Genomic DNA, 20,166 nt, shown 5'->3' on the forward strand with positions numbered 1-20,166 from the left:
CTGCCCTTATTCCGGCGGGCGACACCCGTCGAACGGTCACTCCTGCGGCGCGGTCACGAAGTCGATGAGGCGTTCCACGGAGTTCACCAGCGGCGTCTCCAGGTCGTGGTAGCTGTCCACGCGCGACAGCAGCCGCCGCCAGAACAGCGCGGGCTCGCTCACCCCGAGGGCGGCGCAGATGCCCTCCTTCCACGGGTGCCCGTACGGCACCACCGGCCACTCCTCCATGCCGAGCCGCGACGGCTTCACCGCCTGCCACACGTCGACGTAGGGGTGCCCGGCGATCAGGCAGTGCGGGCTGTCCACGGCCTTGGCCAGCCGGGCCTCCTTGGTGCCGGTGACCAGGTGGTCCACCAGCACACCGAGCCGCCGCCCCGGGCCGGGTGCGAACTCGCGCACCGCGGCGGGCAGGTCGTCGACGCCGTGCAGCGGCTCCACCACGACCGCCTCGGCGCGCAGGTCGTCGCCCCAGATCCGTTCCAGCAGCTCGGCGTCGTGCAGGCCCTCGACCCAGATCCGCCCGGCGCGGGCGACCTGCGCGCGGGTGGGGGCCGCGGCGACCGATCCGGACGCGGTGCGCCGCGGCTGGGCGGGGGCTGCGGAGGCCTGCGGGCGGCGGAGCGTGACCGTCGTCCCATCAAGTAGGAAGGCGGCGGGTTCCAGTGGGAAGTGCCGACGGCGGCCGTGGCGGTCCTCCAGCGTCACCGCGCCGTACTCGAAGCCGACGATCTCACCGCAGAAGCCACTGCCCGCGTCCTCGACGACCATGCCCAGCTCAGCGTCGTGTTCGGGGGTCACCCGGCGGGGCTTGCGGCGGTCGAAGGAATCGAGCACATCATCGCTGTAGCGCATGCGACGGCACCCTAGTCCGCGTGCGGGTTCCGCGCTCAATGACGCGCCGGTCCGGGACAAACCCCAGGAACAGCACGTACCCTGGTCGGCATGTCCCCCGCAGCGCAGGTGACCCTGACCACGCGCCGGTCCGCCCGCTTCGTCGCGTGGACCCGGGCCTGGCGCGCCGGACTGGTGTCCTTCGACGAGATCCTCGACGACCTCACCGCCGAGGAGGAGCAGCACGTGCGCGACCTGCCCGGCCAGTGGCGCGAGGAGGTCGAGCTGCGCGAGGCCCTGCCCGCGCTGGCCAAGCTGCACCCCGACGAGATCCGGCTGGTGCTGCCCGCACCCGGCGACCCGCGCGGCCTGCCCGGCCCCGGCCCGTTCACGAGCCACGCCCTGGTCAACGGCGAGGGTGTCATCGCCAGCCGGCTCGGCCTGGTGCCCGAGACCCGCCAGCACACGTCCGGGTCGGGCGTCACCTTCACCACGGTGCTGTGGCGCGCGTTCGAGCTGCCCGAGGTCCCGAACGGGGTGCTGCCGGGGGTACGCGAGGCCGACGGCGCGCTGAGCCTGGCGCTGACCGAGACCACCACCCGCCTGGTACGCCTGGACGTGGCGCAGTGGCGCCCGGAGCTGGCCGGGGCGCTCCAGGCGCTGCGCAAGCCCGACGCGGAGACCGACCTGCCCCCGGGCTACGACCCGCGCGCCCGGCGGCTCTACGCCCGCGCCTGCGTGCTGGACCGGGTGCTCACCCTGGCCGGTCAGGCCGCGCCGGGCGGTGCGCTGAACAGCTTCGAGGCCCAGCAGCGCGACGAGGCGCTGCGCCCGCTCGCTGGCGCGTGCCGAGCCGCCCTCATGGCCGCCTGCAACGCCCCGTTCGAGGGCTGACCCGCGGGGCCGACCGCGCTCCCATCACATAGACGCGGGGTGGGCCGACCGTCAGGCCGGCGCGACCTCCGCTTCCTTCAGCGGCTCGACCTCGTCGATCAGGTCGGCGACGGAGTTGATGACCCGCGACGGGCGGTAGGGGTAGCGCTCCATATCGGCCTTGGTGGCGATGCCGGTGAGCACGAGGATGGTGTGCAGCCCGGCCTCCAGGCCGCACAGCACGTCGGTGTCCATCCGGTCGCCGATCATGGCGGCCTGCACCGAGTGCGCGCCGATCTTGTTGAGCGCCGAGCGCATCATCATCGGATTCGGCTTGCCCACGAAGTACGGCTCTATCCCGGTGGCCTTCGTGATCAGCGCGGCGACCGAGCCCGCGGCGGGCAGCGCGCCCTCGTTGGACGGTCCGGTGGCGTCCGGGTTGGTGCAGATGAACCGGGCGCCCTTGTTGATCAGGCGGATCGCCGTGGTGATCGCCTCGAAGCTGTAGTTTCGGGTCTCGCCCAGCACCACGTAGTCCGGCTCGTAGTCGGTCATGATGTAGCCCGCCGCGTGCAGCGCCGTGGTCAGGCCCGCCTCGCCGATGACGTACGCCGTGCCGCCCGGCCGCTGGTCGGCCAGGAACTGCGCGGTGGCCAGCGCCGACGTCCAGATCGCCGACTCCGGCAGGTCGAAGCCCAGCCGGGTCAGGCGCGCGTGCAGGTCACGTGGGGTGTAGATGGAGTTGTTGGTGAGCACCAGGAACGGCACGCCCGACGCCCGCAGCCGGCCGATGAACTCCGGCGCGCCCGGCACCGGCTCACCCTCGTGGACCAGTACGCCGTCCATGTCGGTCAACCAGGCGGCGATCGGCTTGCGGTCGGTCATCGGGTTCCCTCTCTGTTGCTGCGCACCGGCGGCGGGCAGCAGTTGCTCGCACAGACATCCCAGTGTTCGAGCCTACCGAGCGCGGTGCGCGCCCGGTCGCCCGGCGGCGCCATCCGCTCCAGCACGAGGTCGCGCACCATCGCCACGAACCGCGGGTCGGCCCCGGGCGTGCCTGCCCGCGCGAAGCCCAGGCCCAGCCGGCGGGCTGTCGCGGCGGCCTCCTCGTCGAGGTCCCACAGCACCTCCAGGTGGTCGGAGACGAACCCGATCGGGCTGACCACGACCTGGGTCACGCCCTCCTTGGCCAGCACCTCCAGGTGGTCGTTGACGTCGGGCTCCAGCCACGGGATGTGCGGCGCGCCCGAGCGGCTCTGCCACACCAGGTCCCAGGTCAGGCCGGGCGCGCCCCGCTCGGCCACCAGCCGGGCGGTCTCGCGCAGCTGCGCCTCGTAGCGCCCGCCGCAGGGGCCGCTGGACTCCGCCATGGACACCGGGATCGAGTGCGCGGTGAACACCAGCCGGGTCTTCTCGTGCTGGGTCGGGTCCAGCGTCGTCAGCGCCGCGGCGACCGCGTCGGCGAACGGCTCCACGAATCCCGGGTGGTCGTGGAAGTGCCGCAGCTTGTCCACCACCGGGGCGCGCGGCCCGACCGCGGCCCGCGCCGAGGCGATGTCCTGCAGGTACTGCCGGCACGACGAGTACGACCCGTAGGCGCTGGTCGCCAGGGCCACCGCGTGCTCGATGCCGTGGTCGCGCATCTGGGCCAGGGTGTCGGCCAGCATCGGCCGCCAGTTCCGGTTGCCCCAGTACACCGGCAGGTCCACCGCGTTGGCCGCGAAGTCGGCCCGGATCGCGGCGACCAGCTCCCGGCACTGCTCGTTGATCGGCGACACCCCGCCGAAGCGCAGGTAGTGCTCGGCCACCTCGGCCAGCCGCTCCGGGGGCACGCCGCGCCCCCGAGTCACGTTGTGCAGGAACGGCAGCACCTCGTCCGGGTGCTCCGGACCGCCGAACGACAACAGCAGGAAGGCGTCGTACATGCGTAAAAGGCTAGAACCCCACCCGGACCGCCCACACACCACCCACCCGCCGTCATCGCCACGTCACACTTCAGGCCGCAACTCTTAAAGAGTCGCGGCCTGAGTGACGCCTGGAGAGCACAACTCTTTAAGAGTTGCGGCAGCGGGGGCGGCTAGGCGCCGAGGGCGTGGTAGCCGCCGTCGACGTGGATGATCTCGCCGGTGGTGGCGGGGAACCAGTCGGACAGCAGCGCGCAGACGGCCTTGGCGGTGGGGGCGGTGTCGGTGAGGTTCCAGCCCAGCGGGGCGCGCTCGGTCCAGGACTCCTCGAACTTCTCGAAGCCCGGGATCGACTTGGCGGCCATCGTGCGCAGCGGGCCCGCCGACACGAGGTTGCTGCGGATGCCCTGGTCACCGAGGTAGTTGGCGAGGTAGCGGGAGGCCGACTCCAGGCCGGCCTTGGCCACGCCCATCCAGTCGTACACCGGCCAGGCCACGGTGGCGTCGAAGGTCAGGCCGACGATCGAGCCGCCGTTGGTCATCAGCGGCAGGGTGGCCATGGCCAGAGCCTTGTACGAGTACGTGGACACGTGCACCGCGGTGGCCACGTCCTCCCACGGCGTCTGCAGGAACGTGCCGCCCAGCGCGGTCGACGGCGCGAAGCCGATCGAGTGGACCACGCCGTCGAGCCCGTCGACGTAGCCGCGCACGTTGTCGGCGAGCGCCGCCAGCTGCTCCGGGTTCGTCGCGTCCAGCTCGATCACGGGCGCGGTGACGGGCAGCCGCTTGGCGATCCGCTCCACCAGCGAAAGGCGGCCGAACCCGGTCAGCACCACGGTCGCGCCCTGCTCCTGGGCGATCTTCGCGACGTTGAACGCGATCGACTGCTCCGTGATCACGCCGGTGACCAGGATGCGCTTACCTTCGAGCAGCACGTCTACTCCTCATTCGATTCTTGTCGAGCACGGTGGTGAAGGACCGTCAGTGGCCCATGCCGAGGCCGCCGTCGACCGGGATGACCGCGCCGGAGATGTAGCCGGCGCTGTCGCCGGCGAGCCAGGTGACCACGCCCGCGATCTCGTCGACCGCGGCGATCCGGCCGGCCGGGATGGCCTTGCGGATCTCGGCCTTGCGCTCCTCGGTGAGCTTGTCGGTCATGTCGGTCTCGATGAAGCCGGGGGCCACCACGTTCGCGGTGATGTTGCGGGTGCCCAGCTCGCGGGTGATGGAGCGGGCCATGCCGACCAGGCCGGCCTTGCTGGCCGCGTAGTTGACCTGCCCAGCTCCGCCGTACAGGCCGACCACCGAGGAGATGAAGATCATGCGGCCCCAGCGTCCGCGGACCATCTTGGTGGAGGCGCGGCGGGCGCAGCGCCAGGCGCCGCTCAGGTTGGTGTCGAGCACCCGGCCGAACTGCTCCTCCGACATGCGCATCAGCAGCGTGTCGTCGGTGATGCCGGCGTTGGCGACCAGCACCTCGACCGGGCCCAGCTCGTTCTCGACGGTGGTGAACGCCGCGTCGACCGCTGCCGGGTCGGTGACGTCGCAGGTGACGCCCAGGATCTCCGGTGCCAGCGCTTGGTCGAAGGTGCCCCGGTGGGTGATCGCCACGCGGTCGCCCTGCTTGGCGAACGCCTGCGCGATCGCCAGGCCGATACCCCGGTTGCCGCCGGTGACCAGGACGGTACGAGACACGGTTACTCCTTCGCGATCAGGTTGTTCCGCCTGAGCCTAGGGCGCTGCGCTGAGGGCGGCAGGTACGGGGGCGTGACTAAATCCGACTATAATCTTTGTGGAGTTCCCACAGACAACCCGTCCGGGTGGACACGGAAACCCTGCCGGTACGGCTGATGCGGCTCACGATCGCCCATACGGTATGATCACCACGTTTGCGAGCCCGGATTACGGCCTAAGGAGGTGATCGCTATGCGAGATAGCGATCCTCCGAGTCATGGCCGGGTCCTGCGAGCCGCAACGCGCTGACCGCGCCTGACTCTCGCATCCCCGCGCGTCCTCCCGTCGAAAACCGGGCCGGTGTCTTCCACCGGCTGGGAGGGCTGCGCCTGACCTGGTCATGACTCAACACCCGCGTGTCCCTGTAGTTGCCTGTACAACACAGTCACCGGAGTAGGTCATGAGCCGTTACCTCGCCCCGCTGGGCTTCACCCTCGCCGCGACCTGGGTGGCAGCCATCTTCCTGCTGGTCGGCGCGCGCTGAGCGCCACCGGCAGCGCGCCCGCGACGATGCCGGCGCGCCGTACCCACCCTGCTCTGCACCCGCCCGCGCAGCACCTCGACGGCTGCGCGGACGGGTGTAGAGCAGGCGCAGCGTCGTCCGTCAGGGCAGGCGTGAGGTCCACAGCAGGCTGAGCGCGCCCGCGCCGAGTCCCAGCAGCAGCGCCGCCCCGGCGAACCACTGCGAGACCTCCTTGGGCACCCGCTTGTGCCCGATCGACGAACCCATGTCCTGGTACACCTGGGTCAGCTCGGCCGCCGAAGCCGCCTCGTAGAAGAAGCCGCCGGTCGTCTCGGCCAGTTCGGCCAGCGCCTGCCGGTCCACCGGCACCCGTTGCAGCTGCCCGGCGATGTCCACCATGCCCGCGTCGGTGCCGAAGGCGATCGTGGTGACCGGCACGTTGGCCTCGACCGCCGCGGCGGCCGCGTCCTCGATCGCCCGGCCGTAGGTGCGGTATCCGTCGGACAGCAGCACGATCCTGGCCGGCGGCGGCCCCTCGGCCCCCGCTCCCGGCACCGCCTTGATCGCGTCCAGCGAGGTGAACACCGCCTCGCCGGTCGCCGTGGCCTCGGCCAGCTCCAGCGCGTCGATGGCGTCGGTCACCGCGGCCCGGTCCTTGCCCGGCGAGACCAGCACGTTCGCCGACTTGGCGAAGGACACCAGCCCCAGGTTGTACGACGTCGGCAGCTCCTGCACGAACTGCTTGGCGGCCTCCTGCGCCGCCTCGATCCGGGTCGGTGTCACGTCGTCGGCCTGCATCGACAGCGACACGTCGACGGCCAGGATGATGGTCGCCCGCTCCAGCGGCTCCTCGACCTCCACCGACGGCCGGGCCAGCGCCGTCACCAGCGAGAACAGTCCCGCCAGGAAGAGCCCCGCGGCCACGTGGCGTCGCCAGCCGAGCCCACGGGGCACCAGGGTGCGCAGCAGTTCCAGATTGCTGAACGGCAGCGCGGTGTCCCGGCGGAACCGCCGCAGCAGATGCCGGGCGGCGTACGCACCGGCGAGCGCCAGCACCGGGATCAGTGCCAGCAGCCACATCGGATCCAGGAAACGGATCATCGGCTCCCCCCGCGGGTACGGCGGTGACGCTGCGCGGCGACGAACCGCACCAGGTCGAGCAGCCAGTCGGAGTCGGTGCGCAGCCGCACCTGGCGCGCCCCGGCGGTGCGCACCGCGTCGGCGATCAGCTCGCGCTGCCGGGCCGCGGCCTGCGCGTAGCGGCGGCGCAGGTCCCGGTCGCCGGTCTGCACCTCGTGCAGGGCGCCGGTCTCCGGGTCGCGCAGCTCGAGCACGCCCGCCGCGGGCAGCTCCAGCTCGCACGGGTCGAGCACCTCGACGGCCAGCACCTCGTGCCGGGTGGCCAGCTTGCGCAGCTGCCAGGCCCAGCGCTCGGGCGGGTCGAGGAAGTCCGAGATCACCACGGCCAGCCCGCGCCGCCGGGGCGGGCTGTTCAGCGCCTCGATCAGGGGCGCGAGGCTGTCCGCGGGCCGCTGCTCGGCCCGTGCCGCGCCGCCTTCGTCGATCAGGCGCGCCACCGTGCGCAGCAGCCCCTGCGCCTCCCGCCGGCCGGGCCGCGCCGGGCGGCGGACCAGCTCCGGGCCGCCCGCGTTGATCACCGCGCCGACCCGGTTGCCGCCGCGTACGGTCAGGTGGGTCATCGCCGCGGTCGCCGCCAGCACCAGGTCGCGCTTGAGCATCCGGGCGGTGCCGAAGTCGAGGCTCGGCGACAGGTCGACGGCCAGCCAGGTCTCCAGCTCCCGGTCGGCCACGGTCAGCCGCACGTGCGGCACCGTGGTGCGGGCGGTGACCGGCCAGTCCATGCGCCGCACGTCGTCGCCCGCCCGGTACTCCCGCGACTCCCCCGCCTCGCTGCCCGGTCCGGGCAGCAGGCCCAGGTAGTCGCCCTGCAGCAGGCCGTCGAGGCGTCGGTTGACCAGCAGTTGCAGCCGCCGCAGCGCCGCCTCGCCGCCGGTGCGTTCCGGCGCGGCCGCGGTCATGCCCGCTCCCCGCCCGCGATCCGACCGCTCATGCCGCCTGCTGCCGCGGTGCGACGGACGGCAGCGGCACCGCGGCCAGCACCCGGCTGACCACGTAGTCGGCGGGGATCTCGTCGGCCAGCGCGTCATAGCTGAGCACCAGCCGGTGGCGCAGGATGTCCGGGGCGATGTCGAGCACGTCCTGCGGCAGCGCGTAGTCGCGCCCGCGCAGCAGCGACAGCGCCCGGGTCGCCCGGACCAGGCCGAGCGAGGCGCGCGGGCTGGCGCCGTACTGGATGAGGCGGGCGATGTCGGGCAGGCCGTGGTCGGCCGGGGCGCGGGTGGCCAGCACCAGGCGCACCGAGTAGTCGATCAGAGCATTGTGGACGAAGACCTGATCGGCGCGTTCCTGCAGGCCGAGGAGCGCTTCGGTGGTGAGCACGGGCACGGCGCGCGGCGGCGCGACGCCCATCCGGTACACGATCTCCCGCTCCTCGACGTCGGTCGGGTAGCCCACCAGCACCTTCAGCAGGAACCGGTCCCGCTGCGCCTCGGGCAGCGGGTACACGCCCTCCTGCTCGATCGGGTTCTGGGTGGCCATGACCAGGAACGGGTCCGGCACCGTGTGGGTCACCCCGCCCAGCGACACGTGCCGCTCGGCCATGACCTCCAGCAGCGCCGACTGCACCTTGGCCGGGGCCCGGTTGATCTCGTCGGCGAGCAGGAAGTTGACGAACACCGGGCCGAGTTCGACGTCGAAGCGCTCGCTGCCGGTGCGGTAGATGCGCGTGCCGACGATGTCCGCGGGCACCAGGTCCGGCGTGAACTGCACCCGCGCGAACGAGCCCCCCACGACCGTGGCCAGCGTCTCCACGGCCAGCGTCTTGGCCACCCCGGGCACGCCCTCCAGCAGGCAGTGCCCGCGCGCGAGCAGGGCCACGAACATGCGCTCGATCAGCCGGTCCTGACCGACGATGACCTTCTTGACCTCGAAAAGGGCGCGTTCCAGCAGCGTGGCGTCCTGGGCCGGGGTGGCGGCCGCGGCGGGGCCGGCTTCGGCGCTGCCGGTCAGCGCGGGGCCGGCGGCGTTGTCGTAGGTGATGGGCTGCACCACGGCTCCTCGTTACCGACGGGTTCCTGACCTGCCCCAGCCTCGCATGAACAGCAGACTTATGCGGCATAGTGCCGTTATTCCGGCGAAACCATCGGCTGTCCGGGTCTGTTTGACCCGGCGTTTGATTTCATCCGAACGGATGCGCCACCGCTCTTCCCTCCGCGCCCGGCGCGTGGTTAATATTCGTGCGTTGCCGGGCGGCTTCCCCCGTGGCCGCCCGGCACGCCAAACACAGTCCGAGCCCTGCTCGGGCTTTTTTGTTGCGCGGGTAGGCTCCACGACGTGATCGAGGCCGAGGCTCCCCTGATCTGCTCACGCAAGGGCTGCCGCGCCGCAGCCGTATGGGAGCTGCGCTGGAACAACCCCAAGCTGCACGATCCGCAGCGGCGCAAGACCTGGCTCGCCTGCGACGAGCACCGGCCGACCCTGGCCGACTTCCTGTCCGCGCGAGGCTTCCTGCGCGAGACGCTGCCCCTGGCCTGATCGTCTATCGTCGAAACGTGACCGAGCCGCGCCTGGAAGCACCCCTGCACACCGCGTCTCGCAGCGCCCTCGACCCGTGGCCGGGCGAGCTGGCCTGGCGTCCTGTCTCGCCGCGGCTGGTGGCGCTGGAGCTGACCCGGGTCGCCATCAGCACTGCGATCATGCTCGCGGTATGCGGCGTGATCTGGGCTTTCACCACGTCCTGGTGGGCGCTGCTCGCGGCCGCCGTGGTGCTGTTCTTCACCGTCGTGCGGGGCACCGTGGCGGTGCGCGCCGCCCGCTCCTACGGCTACGCCGAGCGCGAGCGCGACCTGCTGGTCCGGCACGGCCGCATGGTCCGGCACCTGTCCATCGTCCCGTACGCCCGCATGCAGTACGTCGACGTCGTCGCCGGCCCGCTGGAGCGCTCCTTCGGCCTGGCCACCGTGCAGCTGCACACCGCCGCCGCGGCGTCCGACGCGACCATCCCGGGCCTGGAGCCCGCCGAGGCCGCCCGGCTGCGCGACCGGCTCGCGGCGCTCGGCGAGGACGCCGGTGAGGGCCTGTGACCGCACCCGCCACCCCGCCGGAGCAGCCGCTGCCCGCCACGGTGCCGCAGCAGCCGGGCCCGCCGCAGGTGATCGCCCGGCAGCGGCTGCATCCGCTGAGCCCGGTGCTCAAGAGCGTGCGCACGCTGTTCCTGGTCGTCGCCGCCGTGTCCTGGCGCGGCCTGCAGAACCTCGGCCCGGACAGGTACGCCCTGGTGCTGCTCGGTCTGCTGGTGCTGGTGCTGCTCTACTCCGCCGTCGCCTGGCGCTTCACCGGCTACGAGGTGGTCGGCCGGGAGCTGCGCATCCACGAGGGAGCGCTGTTCCGGCGCACCCGGGCGGTGCCGCTGGAGCGGCTCCAGTCGATCGAGGTGGTGCAGCCGGTGCTGGCCCGGCCGGCCGGGCTCGCCGAGCTGAAGCTCGATGTGGCCGGCGCCGGCAAGGCCGAGGCCCCGCTGGCGTTCCTGCCCCTGGCCGAGGCCGACGCGCTGCGTACCCGGCTGCTGGCCCTGGCCAGCCGGACCGCGGCCCCGGCCGCCGAGACGGCTGAACCCGAGGCGGCCCGGCCCGAGGAGCCCGACCTCTACCGGGTCGACAACAACGACGTGGTGCTCAGCCAGTTCCTGACCCCGCCGGTCATGTTCACCCCGCTGGCCGTCCTCTACATCGTCGGCCAGCTCGTCTTCAACAGCGAGTTCGGCGTCTTCGCCGTCGCCAGCATGGTCACCGCCGTCGCGGGCACCATCGGCGCGCCCGTCATGCGCATCCTCAACTTCTGGAACTTCCGGATCGGGCGGGCCGCCGACGAGCGCCTGCGCATCCGGCACGGCAAGCTGGAGACGCGCAGCCAGGTGGTCGGCCCGCGGCGCATCCAGTCGCTGACGGTGACCTGGCCGCTGCTGTGGCGCGGCAAGGGCTGGCTGCGGGTCACCCTCGCCGTGGCCGGGCAGAGCTCGGTGGGCGCCGACGGCCAGCAGAGCCGGGCCGAGACCGACCGGCTGCTGCCGGTGGCCACCGTCGACACCGCCCGCACGATCGTGCCGCTGGCCCTGCCCGGACTCGACATCACCAGGCTGGCCCTGTCGCCGGTGCCGCAGCAGGCCCGCTGGCTGGCCCCGCTGCGCCGCCGGGTGCTGGCCGCGGGACTGACCGAGCACGCCTTCGCCACCGTGGACGGGCTGCTGACCCGGCAGCTGACCGTGGTGCCGTACGCCCGGATCCAGAGCGTGCGGGTAACCGAGGGCCCCTGGCAGCGCCGCCTAGGCCTGGCCACGGTCTACGTCGACGTCGCCGGGGCGACCCCGGCCGCCGCGGTGCACCGCCCGCTGGCCGAAGCCTTCACCTGGGCCGACGAGCTGACCACCCGCGCCCGAGCGGCTCGCGCCGCCACGGTATAACTCGACTTACTATAAATTCAGTTATACTTCCGCCCATGGCAGTGCAGCCCGCTGTGGCCAAACCCCGGGAACTCTTCGACCGCGTCCACGAGTGGGACGCGCTGAGCGGGTTCGTCAGCCAGGACCGCAAGGCGGCGTCGCTGGGCCTGGTCTACGGCCGCCGACGGCAGGGCAAGACCTTCCTGCTGTCGCAGTTGGCCCGCGCCACCGGCGGCTTCATGTTCACCGCCGCCCAGCAGGCGGCCGACCAGAACCTCGCCGCCCTGAGCGCCGCCTACCACCAGTTCACCGGGCAGACGCCGGCACAGTTCGCCAACTGGCCGGATGCGATCGACGCCCTGCTGCGCCTCGGCGAGCACGCACCCGTCACGGTCGTCCTCGACGAGTTCTCGTACCTGTTGGACAGCGTCGACGGCATCGCGTCGCACCTGCAGATCGCGCTGGAGCCGCATCACCGCGGGGGCAGCAGCCAGGCCCGCCTCATCCTCTGCGGCAGCGCCATGACGACCATGCGCAACGTGCTGGGCGGCACCGCGCCGCTGCGCGGCCGGGCTTCCCTTGAGCTGCTGGTGCACCCGCTCGGCTACCGCGACGCCGCCGTCTTCTGGGGCGCACGCGACCCGGAGCTGGCTTTCCGCATCAACGCGTTGGTCGGCGGAACCCCTGCCTACCCGGCCATGTCGGAGACCGCACCGCACACACTGGCCGAGTTCGACGAGTGGGTGGTCGATCGCCTGCTCAACCCGGCTTCGGTCATGTTCCACGAGGGTGACGTGCTGCTGCGCCAGCAGAGCGAGATCGCCGACCCCGCGCTGTACTTCTCCGTGCTCGCCGCGATCAGCCGGGGCGCGCACCGCCGCTCCGAGATCGCCAACGCCCTCGGCCGGCCGGACACCGCGCTCGGCCATCCGCTGGCGGTGCTGGAGAGCGTCCGGCTGATCGAGCGGGCCGACGACGCGTTCCGCCGGCAGCGCCCCTCCTACCGCATCTGGGAACCGCTGATCCGCTTCCACCAGCTGGTCATCGTCGGCAACGATGCGGCGTTCGCCCTCCGGCAGGGCAAGCGGGTCTGGCAGAGCAAGGCCGACACGATCAGTTCCAAGATCTACGGCCCGCACCTGGAGCAGCTCGCGCGGGAGTGGACCCAGGCCCATGCTGCCGAGCAGACCCTCGGCGGCTGGCCCAACCAGGTGCGCTCCGCCGTCGTCGCCTGCCGCGAGCACGGCCAGGGCCACGAGATCGACGTCGTCGCGATGCGGGAGGAGCCCTTCGAGCCGCGCCGGGTGCTGGCCATCGGCGAGGTGAAAGCCACCGCGAAGCAGGTCGGCGAGACCGAACTGCACCGCCTGCGGCATGTGCGCGACCTGCTTCCGGGCAATGTCACGCCCGATCCGGTCCGCCTGCTGCTGTTCAGCCGCGCCGGATTCACACCCGCGCTCCAGCGGCTGGCCGCCGAGGACCCCGGCTTGGAGCTGGTCGACCTCGAACGGCTTTACCACGGAGAATGACGATTCCCGCGCAGAGGAGACAGATGAGCACGGAAGGCAGCCCGCCCCGCTGGGTCGTGTGGCGGCAGGACGACAACGGCAACCGGTACGAGGTGCGCCGGTGCGGGACCCGCGAGGAGGCCGAGGCGCTGGCCGCCGAGATGGAGGCCCGCGGGCACAAGCAGCTCTACTGGGTCGCCGCGGTCTGAGCCGCTCAGCGCAGGTCGATGGGCTGCAGGCCGACCCGCATGAGCCGGAGACGGCCGGACAGGTCCCGCGCGAGCACCGGCACTCCCCCGGCCCGCGCCGGGCGCACCTCGAAGAGCACGTTGCGCTCGTGCACGTCGGCGTACCGCCGCCGGTAGCGGTCGTAGCGGCCGCCGAGGACCAGCCGCAGGTATCCGGTGAGCAGCGCGTCGAGGCGGCTGCGCCGGTCCGGCCGCCACGGGAACCGCGCCCACTCGTGGCCGGGTACCCACTGCCTGGCCTTGACCAGGCCGGTGAAGCGCAGCCCGACGGTCGCCCGCGCGGACTTCGGCACCCCGGCCAGCCCCGGCACCCGGTAGTCGCCGAAGTAGGTCCCGCCGACGAAGCGCCCGTTGAGGTAGGTGCGCTCGTCGATGACCTCCAGCACGAATATCCGGCCGTCGGCGTCGCGTACGCCGAAGCAGGCCTTCTCCTCGCCGGCGCCCAGGTAGGCGCACCGCCACGCCGGGTCGGGGAAGCGCAGCAGCCGCCCGTCGTAGACCGCCTGCCGGATCTGGGCCGCGTGCGCCGCGGTGAGCCCGTCGGCCGCGACCACGTCCAGCCGCTCCCCGTCGAAGTCGACCAGCACCGCCACCTCCAATGTGTACTGGACACTGTGCCGGGTGACCACGGATTCCGCCGCCCCGAACGGATGACGTCGCGGTCGCGTGCGGGCGGCCGGGACAGCGCCTAGGCTGTGGCGCATGCAGCAGCTCACGGCAGGCCTGACGGCGAAGGTGCAGTTGACGGTGAGTGACGCCGACACGGCGCAGGCGCTGGGCTCGGGTGACGTCCCGGTGCTGGGCACGCCGCGGGTGGTCGCGCTGGCGGAGGCGGCCACGGTCGCGACGACCGCGCGGGTGCTGGAGTCCGGGCAGACCACGGTCGGGACGCGTGTCGAGCTGGATCACCGGTCGGCGACGCCGGTAGGCCGTACCGTGGTGGCGGAGGCGCTGCTGACGAAGGTCGACGGCCGCAAGCTCACCTTCGAGGTGACCGTGCGCGACGGCGAGACGGTGGCGGCGGAGGGTCGGGTGGAGCGGGTCCTGGTGGACCGGCACCGCTTCGTGGAGAAGGCGACTACGTCATGACCGAGTTCACCGAGATCGCCGACGGCGTGTTCGTGCTGGTGTACCCGTACCTGCGGGTCAACTGCACGCTGATCACCGGCGAGACCGGTGCGCTGCTGGTGGACACGCTGTCCACCGAGTCCCAGGCCCGCGAGCTGCAGGAGGCGGTGCTGCGGGTCACCACCAAGCCGATCGGCATCGTCAACACGCACTTCCACTTCGACCACTGCTTCGGCAACGCCACGCTGGCCGGGCCGTCCACCCCGATCTGGGGGCACCGCGAATGCGTACGCGAGCTGCGCGAGCACGGCCGCGAGTGGCAGCGGTCCTGGGAGCAGGAGCTGCTGGCCGACGACGAGCGGATCGCCCGCGAGCTGGGCCGGGTGACGCTGCGCGCGCCGGACAGCCCGGTGGAGCACGAGGACCTGATCGACATCGGCGGCCGGCTGGTGCGCCTGGCCTGGCTCGGCCGCGGCCACACCGCCGGTGACCTGGTGGTACGCGTCGACGACGTGCTCGTCGCCGGGGACCTGGTCGAGGAGGGCGCCCCGCCGGGCTTCGCCGACTCGTACCCGCTGGACTGGCCGGAGACGCTGGTGGCGCTCACCCGGACGGTCGGGCCGGACACGGTGGTGGTGCCGGGCCACGGCGAGCCCGTCGACCGGGAGTTCCTCACCATCGCCCACGACGAGCTGGCCGCCCTGGACTGGCTGATCCGCGAGGCCCACGGCGACAGCGGCGACGTCGCCAAGGTGGCCGCGGCCAGCTCGCTGGCCCGCTGGGGCGAGGCCGGGCAACGCGAGGCCGAGCATGCGGTCCGGCGCGGCTACGCCCAGCTGGACGCGGCCACGCCGAACACCATCGGCTGAGCCTCAGCCGATGGCGTAGCCCCGCTTGAGCAGCTGGTAGGCGTCGCCCTGGAAGCCCTTGTCGTCCGGGATCGCGAAGTCGACGGCGTCGGCGATCCGGTTGATGGTGCAGAAGATCGCGCAGACGTGCACCACGTCGCGTACACCCTGCTCGGTGACGCCGTGCTCGTAGGCCGCCTCGACCAGCTCGGGGCCGACCTCGCCCGGCTGCAGGGTCAGCGTCTCCAGCAGCGCGAACGCAGCCCGCAGCGGGGGCCGCAGCGGAGCGGTGCGCCAGTCGTCCAGCACGGCGGCGGTCAGCTCCGATCCGAGCGTCGCGTCGACGATCGCGCCGTGGCTGCCCGCGCAGAAGCGGCACTGGTTGAGGTTCGACACGAAGGTGGCCATCAGCTCGCGCTCGCCGATGCTCCACTCGGACGGGCCGCGCAGCACCTGGTGCACCCACGCGGTGAACGGCTCGCCGAAGTACTCCCGGCGGTAGTGCAGGATCTTGAGGATGTCGGCCGGCGGTCGCCCGCTGGCGATCCTGATCATCTTCAGCTTGACCCGGTCGCTGAAGCGCCAGGAGCGGCTCAGGCTAGGCAGCCGCATGCCGCGTCACCTCCGCGACCGGCAGGGCCTGGGCAGGCACTGCCCGCGGTGGGGCGGCGGGCGCGGCCGCCTGCCGGGTCTGCGCCCGGGCGATCGCGGCCAGCCCCGCGTCCAGCCGACGCTGCCCGGCGCCCAGCGCCACGGCCACGGTCAGCTCGTACACCTGGTCCTCCGACCAGCCCACGGTCAGCAGGTCGCGTACCTGCTCGTCGGTGCTGCGCCAGGCGTGCTCGCGCATCGTGTCCACATAGCCGCGCAGCTCGTGGGAGACCTCTTCGAGCTTGGCGTGGGCGACGACGTGGCGCACCCGCGACGGCGTCGATCCGGGGCCGTCCAGCACCGCGTGGCGCAGCACGGCGAAGAGGCTTTCGGGCGCGGTGTCGTCGTTGTCCGGGTCAGGTACGAGGGGCACTCAGGCACCTTAGGCCGCGGCGGCCTGATTCGCTAGATCCAACCAGCCCGGTGCGTCCCACGGCACACCGCCGGAACCCAGTGCTGCCTGCAGGTTCGGTAACGTCGGCGTTACCGGCAGTCCGATCAGGACGTCGCTGGGGCCGTCCGCACGGGGCCTGCCGTCCGGGTCGTCGCAGATCAGGATCGACACGGCCGGACCGCATACCAGCAGCACCGCCCCGCGACCCAGGGCCCGCAGCCGGCGGGCGGGCCGCAGCGGCGGGACCGGCCCGTGCAGGCGGCTCACGTCGGGGATGCTCAGCACGGTCAGGTCGGCGTCGCGGCCGAATTCCTCGATCAGTTCCCGCAGCCAGGGCAGCGCGGTGTCCGGCATGGCCGCGACATCGGCGTGCAGCAGGCGCCCAGGCCCCGGCGCGCGCCAGAGTCCCCGGGCGGCGACCAGCGCGTCAGGTCTCAACAGGGACGAGACTTCCACCAGGACCGGCTGCGCCATCCCGCCTCCCCTGACGGCTTCACCGGTCGCGGCCTGCGGTGTCCCACCTGGACGGTGTGACAGCGCAGGCGCGTACGCGGCGTCTGTTGTCAGAGCAAGCATGGCACGTCGGTAACGGTCAGGAAACCATGGAGCCGACGACGGGTTTCGTCAGCAGGGCGGACTCGTTGCGGGCCACACCCGGGTCCAAGGTGCGGGCCACGAAGATCGAGTGCCAGACGCAGAAGACCAGCACCGTCCAGATCTTGCGGGAGTTGTCCGCGCCCCCGGCCCGGTGCTCCTTGAGCAGCCCGTCGACGTAGTTCAGGTCGAGCAGGTCGTCGGCGCCCGAGGTGTGCAGGATCTCCCGGGCCCAGTCGTACATCTCGCCGGCCAGCCAGACCCGGGTCGGCGTCGGGAAGCCCAGCTTCGGCCGGTTCACGATGGCCGGCGGCACGACCTGCTCCAGTGCCTTGCGCATGGCGTACTTCGTCGCGTTGGAGCGCGGCGGCACCTTCAGCTCCAGCGGGATCTTCGACGCCACCGCGAAGACCTCGCGGTCCAGGAACGGCACCCGCAGCTCCAGCGAGTGCGCCATGGACATCCGGTCGGCCTTGACCAGCACGTCCCCGCGCAGCCAGGTGTGGATGTCGACGTACTGCATGGTGGCCACGTCGTCGAGGCCGTCGGCGGCCGCCTCGGCGTACAGCGGCGCGGTCACGTCGGTGAACCGGGCCGCCGCCTCGACCGACTCGCGGCGGCGCAGCAGGCGGCGGATCTCGGCGTCCTCGGTGAAGATCCGCGAGTTGCCGCTGAAGCGCTCGGTCAGCGGGATGGTGCCCCGCTCCAGGTAGCTCTTGCCGCGCATGCCGCGCGGGATCGCCTTGGACAGCGCCCGCAGGCCGCGCTGGAACGAGTGCGGCAGCCGGGTCAGCGGGGCCAGCGACAGCGGCTCGCGGTAGATGCCGTACCCGCCGAAGAACTCGTCCGCGCCCTCGCCCGACAGCACCACGGTGACGTGCTTGGCCGCGGTCTGCGCCACGTGGTAGAGCGGGACCAGCGACGGGTCGGCCACCGGGTCGTCGAGGTGCCAGACGATGCGCGGCAGCGCCTCCATCATCTCCCTGGCGCCGATCTTGGTGGGGATGGTGGTCACGTCCAGGTGCCGGGCCGACTCCTGGGCCACGTCGATCTCGGAGTAGCCCGGCACGTCGAAACCGACCGTGAAGGTCAGGATGTTCGGGTTCCACTCCCGGGCCAGGGCCACCACCGCGGTGGAGTCGATGCCGCTGGACAGGAACGCGCCGACCGGCACATCCGAGCGCATGTGCAGCCGTACGCTCTCACGCAGCGTCTCGTGGATCTGCGCGAACAGCCGCTTCGGGTCGTCCACCGACAGCTGCGGGCGCAGCACCGGCCGGAACCAGCGGCGCTTGGTCAGCTCGCCGCCGGTGCGCTCGCCGGCCGGGCCGGGCCGCCAGGTCAGGCACTCGCCCGAGCCGATGCGCTCGATGCCGTAGTGCAGCGTGTGCGGCTCCGGCACGTACTGGAACGTCAGCAGGTGCGACAGCTGCACCGGGTCGATGCCCGCGTTGCCCGCGGCGGCGCTCGGCGCGAACGGCAGCAGCGCCTTCTTCTCGCTGGCCAGGAACAGCCCGTCCACGGTCTGCAGGTAGTGCAGCGGCTTGATGCCGAACCCGTCGCGCGCGCCGAAGGCCAGCCGCTGCTGCCGGTCCCAGATCACGAAGGCGAACATGCCCCGCAGCCGGTCCAGCACCGCCTCGCCCCAGTAGTGGTAGCCCGCCACGATGACCTCACCGTCACCCTGGGTGGCGAACTTCGCGCCGTGCTCGTCGATCAGCTCCTGGCGCAGCTCCAGGTAGTTGTAGATCTCGCCGTTGAAGGTGAGCAGGTAGCGGGCCTCGGCCGAGTCGGCGCTGTCCGGGCCGGGCGGCGACCAGGGCAGCGGCTCCTTGGAGAACTCCACGTCGATGATCGACAGCCGCTTGTGCGCGAAGATCGCGTCGGTGTCGACGACGTCCAGCCCCGTGTCGTCGGGGCCCCGGTGGTGCATCCGTTCCAGGGCCTCGCGAAGCGGCCCGGAGTAGGCATCAACCGTGCTCTGACTACTGAAAAAGGCCAAAAGTCCACACACGTGGGCAATCATGCCAGCTACCAGCGGGCGATAGGCTCGGAACACACGAAGACCATGCTCGGAGGCGGCAATATGACTGAAGAGAAGAAGGGCACCGAGTCGCACGACCCTGCGTACCCGGAGAAGTTCCTGCAGTTCATGCGCACCGGATGGAGCGACACCGAGCTCCCGGTGACCCTGCGGGCGGAGGCCCCGAACCACGCCAAGCGCCGCTCGGCGCTGTCGGCCGCGTTCCCCGGCGAGACGCTGGTGATCCCGTCCGGGCACGAGATGGTGCGGGCCAACGACACCGACTTCCCGTACCGCCCGGGCAGCGATTTCGTCTACCTGACCGGCGAGCACGACCCGGAGAGCGTCCTGGTCATGCGGCCCAACGGCTCAGGGCACGACGCGGTGCTGTACGTGCGCCCGCGCTCCCCGCGCGACACCGACGAGTTCTTCAAGGACCGCCGCTACGGCGAGCTGTGGATCGGCCGCCGCCACACCCTGCGCGAGAAGTCCGCCGAGCTGGGCGTCGAGACCGCGCACCTGGACACGCTGGCCGAGGTGCTGAACGACCTCGCGCCGGGCCGCACCCGGGTGCTGCGCAACCTCGACCCGCACGTCGACAGCCTGGTCCGGGCGGCCGCCCCCGAGCGCGACCGCGAGCTGGCGTACACCATCTCCGAGATGAAGCTGGTCAAGGACGAGTGGGAGATCGCGCAGCTGCAGGACGCGATCGACGCGACGGTACGCGGCTTCGAGGACGTGGCCCGGATCATCCCGGCCGACCGCGCGATCTCCGAGCGCCTCATCGACGGCGTGTTCGGCCTGCGTGCCCGCCATGACGGCAACACCGTCGGGTACAGCTCGATCGTCGGCGCGGGCGGCAACGCCACCGTGCTGCACTGGATCCGCAACGACGGCCGCACCACCCCGGGCGAGCTGCTGCTGCTGGACATGGGCGTGGAGAACCGCAACCTCTACACCGCCGACGTCACCCGCACCCTGCCGGTCAGCGGCACGTTCACGCCGCTGCAGCGCCAGGTGTACGACATCGTGCACGCCTCGCAGCAGGCCGGCATGGACTTCATCAAGCCGGGCGTCAAGTTCGCCGACGTGCACACCACCTGCATGCGCGTGCTCGCCGAGGGCCTGCACGACCTGGGCATCCTCCCGGTCAGCGTCGAGGAGGCCATGTCCAAGGAGTCCACCGTCTACCGCCGGTGGACCCTGCACGGCTTCGGCCACATGCTCGGCATCGACGTGCACGACTGCGCGCACGCCCGGCACGAGAAGTACAAGGACGGCGCGCTCGACGAGGGCTACGTGCTCACCGTCGAGCCCGGCCTGTACTTCCAGCCGGAGGACGAGCTGGTCCCCGCCGAGCTGCGCGGCGTCGGCATCCGCATCGAGGACGACGTCCTGGTCACCAAGGACGGCGCCGTCAACCTCTCCGCCGGCCTGCCCCGCACCTCCACCGAGGTCGAGACCTGGTTCGCCACCCAGCGCGAGGCAGGCCCCCGCCTCCCCAGCTGA

The 20,166-nt window shown here is 72.0% G+C and carries 22 protein-coding genes; 9 read left to right on the top strand and 13 right to left on the bottom strand.

From position 1 onward, the window contains the following. Positions 1-36: 36 nt before the first annotated feature. On the bottom strand, positions 37-852 hold the full coding sequence (locus tag F6W97_RS33415) for a DUF3097 domain-containing protein (RefSeq protein WP_155374556.1): 816 nt from the start codon (positions 850-852) through the stop codon (positions 37-39). 90 nt (positions 853-942) lie between these two features. On the opposite strand from F6W97_RS33415, the gene F6W97_RS33420 reads away from it, so the two are divergent. Further along, entirely contained in the window at positions 943-1,725 is a 783-nt protein-coding gene (locus F6W97_RS33420) for a hypothetical protein (protein WP_155374557.1), read from the top strand. 51 nt (positions 1,726-1,776) lie between these two features. On the opposite strand, the gene F6W97_RS33425 is transcribed toward F6W97_RS33420, so the two are convergent. The 7 genes from F6W97_RS33425 to F6W97_RS33455 form a co-directional block, all read right to left on the bottom strand. Then, entirely contained in the window at positions 1,777-2,589 is an 813-nt protein-coding gene (locus tag F6W97_RS33425; protein ID WP_155374558.1) for an HAD-IIA family hydrolase, read from the bottom strand. Next, positions 2,586-3,629: a ferrochelatase gene (locus F6W97_RS33430; protein WP_155374559.1), complete on the bottom strand. Its 1,044-nt coding sequence runs from the start codon at positions 3,627-3,629 to the stop codon at positions 2,586-2,588. Before F6W97_RS33430 ends, F6W97_RS33425 begins: the two co-directional genes overlap by 4 nt. 152 nt (positions 3,630-3,781) lie before the next feature. Beyond that, positions 3,782-4,543, bottom strand: coding sequence for an enoyl-ACP reductase FabI (gene fabI, locus F6W97_RS33435; protein WP_155374560.1), 762 nt, complete (start codon positions 4,541-4,543; stop codon positions 3,782-3,784). Positions 4,544-4,589: 46 nt separating this feature from the next. Beyond that, positions 4,590-5,303: a 3-oxoacyl-ACP reductase FabG gene (gene fabG, locus F6W97_RS33440; protein ID WP_155374561.1), complete on the bottom strand. Its 714-nt coding sequence runs from the start codon at positions 5,301-5,303 to the stop codon at positions 4,590-4,592. Positions 5,304-5,946: 643 nt separating this feature from the next. After that, the gene (locus F6W97_RS33445; protein ID WP_155374562.1) at positions 5,947-6,906 is read right to left on the bottom strand and encodes a VWA domain-containing protein; all 960 of its coding nucleotides are present in this window, start codon (positions 6,904-6,906) and stop codon (positions 5,947-5,949) included. Continuing rightward, positions 6,903-7,844: a DUF58 domain-containing protein gene (locus tag F6W97_RS33450; RefSeq protein ID WP_155374563.1), complete on the bottom strand. Its 942-nt coding sequence runs from the start codon at positions 7,842-7,844 to the stop codon at positions 6,903-6,905. The genes F6W97_RS33445 and F6W97_RS33450 overlap by 4 nt, the downstream gene beginning before the upstream one ends. Before the next feature lie 28 nt (positions 7,845-7,872). Then, complete coding sequence (locus F6W97_RS33455) at positions 7,873-8,937, bottom strand: AAA family ATPase (RefSeq protein ID WP_407924633.1); 1,065 nt, start codon at positions 8,935-8,937, stop codon at positions 7,873-7,875. A gap of 282 nt (positions 8,938-9,219) precedes the next feature. Here F6W97_RS33455 and F6W97_RS33460 point away from each other — a divergent pair, with 282 nt between their 5' ends. The 5 genes from F6W97_RS33460 to F6W97_RS40285 are packed head-to-tail and all read left to right on the top strand — an operon-like array spanning position 9,220 to position 13,040. Beyond that, positions 9,220-9,420, top strand: a complete 201-nt coding sequence (locus F6W97_RS33460; RefSeq protein WP_230687192.1) for an acetone carboxylase — start codon at positions 9,220-9,222, stop codon at positions 9,418-9,420. Between the two features lie 17 nt (positions 9,421-9,437). Continuing rightward, the gene (locus F6W97_RS33465; protein WP_230687193.1) at positions 9,438-9,968 is read left to right on the top strand and encodes a PH domain-containing protein; all 531 of its coding nucleotides are present in this window, start codon (positions 9,438-9,440) and stop codon (positions 9,966-9,968) included. Next, entirely contained in the window at positions 9,965-11,344 is a 1,380-nt protein-coding gene (locus F6W97_RS33470; protein WP_230687194.1) for a PH domain-containing protein, read from the top strand. The genes F6W97_RS33465 and F6W97_RS33470 overlap by 4 nt, the downstream gene beginning before the upstream one ends. 35 nt (positions 11,345-11,379) lie before the next feature. Beyond that, complete coding sequence (locus F6W97_RS33475) at positions 11,380-12,852, top strand: AAA family ATPase (RefSeq protein ID WP_230687195.1); 1,473 nt, start codon at positions 11,380-11,382, stop codon at positions 12,850-12,852. 23 nt (positions 12,853-12,875) lie between these two features. Then, the gene (locus F6W97_RS40285) at positions 12,876-13,040 is read left to right on the top strand and encodes a hypothetical protein (RefSeq protein WP_196279436.1); all 165 of its coding nucleotides are present in this window, start codon (positions 12,876-12,878) and stop codon (positions 13,038-13,040) included. A gap of 5 nt (positions 13,041-13,045) precedes the next feature. Here F6W97_RS40285 and F6W97_RS33480 read toward each other — a convergent pair whose 3' ends face one another. Then, positions 13,046-13,672, bottom strand: a complete 627-nt coding sequence (locus F6W97_RS33480) for a hypothetical protein (RefSeq protein WP_155374564.1) — start codon at positions 13,670-13,672, stop codon at positions 13,046-13,048. 109 nt (positions 13,673-13,781) lie between these two features. Here F6W97_RS33480 and F6W97_RS33485 point away from each other — a divergent pair, with 109 nt between their 5' ends. Beyond that, positions 13,782-14,168 (top strand): thioesterase family protein, encoded by a 387-nt coding sequence (locus F6W97_RS33485; protein ID WP_120315939.1) that lies wholly within the window; start codon positions 13,782-13,784, stop codon positions 14,166-14,168. After that, entirely contained in the window at positions 14,165-15,016 is an 852-nt protein-coding gene (locus F6W97_RS33490) for an MBL fold metallo-hydrolase (RefSeq protein WP_155374565.1), read from the top strand. Before F6W97_RS33485 ends, F6W97_RS33490 begins: the two co-directional genes overlap by 4 nt. Positions 15,017-15,019: 3 nt before the next feature. Here the strand turns inward: F6W97_RS33490 and F6W97_RS33495 are convergent, their stop codons facing one another. The 4 genes from F6W97_RS33495 to asnB all read right to left on the bottom strand — a co-directional run bounded on the left by F6W97_RS33495 (position 15,020) and on the right by asnB (position 18,648). Next, the gene (locus F6W97_RS33495) at positions 15,020-15,607 is read right to left on the bottom strand and encodes a carboxymuconolactone decarboxylase family protein (RefSeq protein WP_196279437.1); all 588 of its coding nucleotides are present in this window, start codon (positions 15,605-15,607) and stop codon (positions 15,020-15,022) included. After that, positions 15,594-16,019, bottom strand: a complete 426-nt coding sequence (locus F6W97_RS33500) for a hypothetical protein (protein ID WP_155374566.1) — start codon at positions 16,017-16,019, stop codon at positions 15,594-15,596. The genes F6W97_RS33495 and F6W97_RS33500 overlap by 14 nt, the downstream gene beginning before the upstream one ends. Before the next feature lie 9 nt (positions 16,020-16,028). Beyond that, on the bottom strand, positions 16,029-16,514 hold the full coding sequence (locus F6W97_RS33505; protein WP_155374567.1) for a hypothetical protein: 486 nt from the start codon (positions 16,512-16,514) through the stop codon (positions 16,029-16,031). A 118-nt stretch (positions 16,515-16,632) separates the two neighbouring features. After that, the gene (gene asnB, locus F6W97_RS33510; RefSeq protein WP_155374568.1) at positions 16,633-18,648 is read right to left on the bottom strand and encodes an asparagine synthase (glutamine-hydrolyzing); all 2,016 of its coding nucleotides are present in this window, start codon (positions 18,646-18,648) and stop codon (positions 16,633-16,635) included. Positions 18,649-18,720: 72 nt separating this feature from the next. On the opposite strand from asnB, the gene F6W97_RS33515 reads away from it, so the two are divergent. Further along, a complete protein-coding gene (locus F6W97_RS33515; protein ID WP_155374569.1) occupies positions 18,721-20,166 on the top strand; it encodes an aminopeptidase P family protein in 1,446 nt (481 codons plus the stop codon).

Origin of the sequence: Catellatospora vulcania (assembly GCF_009720385.1) — a bacterium.
Classification (GTDB): domain Bacteria; phylum Actinomycetota; class Actinomycetes; order Mycobacteriales; family Micromonosporaceae; genus Catellatospora; species Catellatospora vulcania.

What these genes read in the sequence shown, in the direction of transcription:
- F6W97_RS33415 (WP_155374556.1), bottom strand. Translation starts at nt 852, where the DNA reads ATGCGCTACAGCGATGATGTGCTCGATTCCTTCGACCGCCGCAAGCCC.
- F6W97_RS33420 (WP_155374557.1), top strand. Translation starts at nt 943, where the DNA reads ATGTCCCCCGCAGCGCAGGTGACCCTGACCACGCGCCGGTCCGCCCGC.
- F6W97_RS33425 (WP_155374558.1), bottom strand. Translation starts at nt 2,589, where the DNA reads ATGACCGACCGCAAGCCGATCGCCGCCTGGTTGACCGACATGGACGGC.
- F6W97_RS33430 (WP_155374559.1), bottom strand. Translation starts at nt 3,629, where the DNA reads ATGTACGACGCCTTCCTGCTGTTGTCGTTCGGCGGTCCGGAGCACCCG.
- F6W97_RS33445 (WP_155374562.1), bottom strand. Translation starts at nt 6,906, where the DNA reads ATGATCCGTTTCCTGGATCCGATGTGGCTGCTGGCACTGATCCCGGTG.
- F6W97_RS33450 (WP_155374563.1), bottom strand. Translation starts at nt 7,844, where the DNA reads ATGACCGCGGCCGCGCCGGAACGCACCGGCGGCGAGGCGGCGCTGCGG.
- F6W97_RS33475 (WP_230687195.1), top strand. Translation starts at nt 11,380, where the DNA reads ATGGCAGTGCAGCCCGCTGTGGCCAAACCCCGGGAACTCTTCGACCGC.
- F6W97_RS40285 (WP_196279436.1), top strand. Translation starts at nt 12,876, where the DNA reads ATGAGCACGGAAGGCAGCCCGCCCCGCTGGGTCGTGTGGCGGCAGGAC.
- F6W97_RS33485 (WP_120315939.1), top strand. Translation starts at nt 13,782, where the DNA reads ATGCAGCAGCTCACGGCAGGCCTGACGGCGAAGGTGCAGTTGACGGTG.
- F6W97_RS33490 (WP_155374565.1), top strand. Translation starts at nt 14,165, where the DNA reads ATGACCGAGTTCACCGAGATCGCCGACGGCGTGTTCGTGCTGGTGTAC.
- F6W97_RS33495 (WP_196279437.1), bottom strand. Translation starts at nt 15,607, where the DNA reads ATGCGGCTGCCTAGCCTGAGCCGCTCCTGGCGCTTCAGCGACCGGGTC.
- F6W97_RS33505 (WP_155374567.1), bottom strand. Translation starts at nt 16,514, where the DNA reads ATGGCGCAGCCGGTCCTGGTGGAAGTCTCGTCCCTGTTGAGACCTGAC.
- F6W97_RS33515 (WP_155374569.1), top strand. Translation starts at nt 18,721, where the DNA reads ATGACTGAAGAGAAGAAGGGCACCGAGTCGCACGACCCTGCGTACCCG.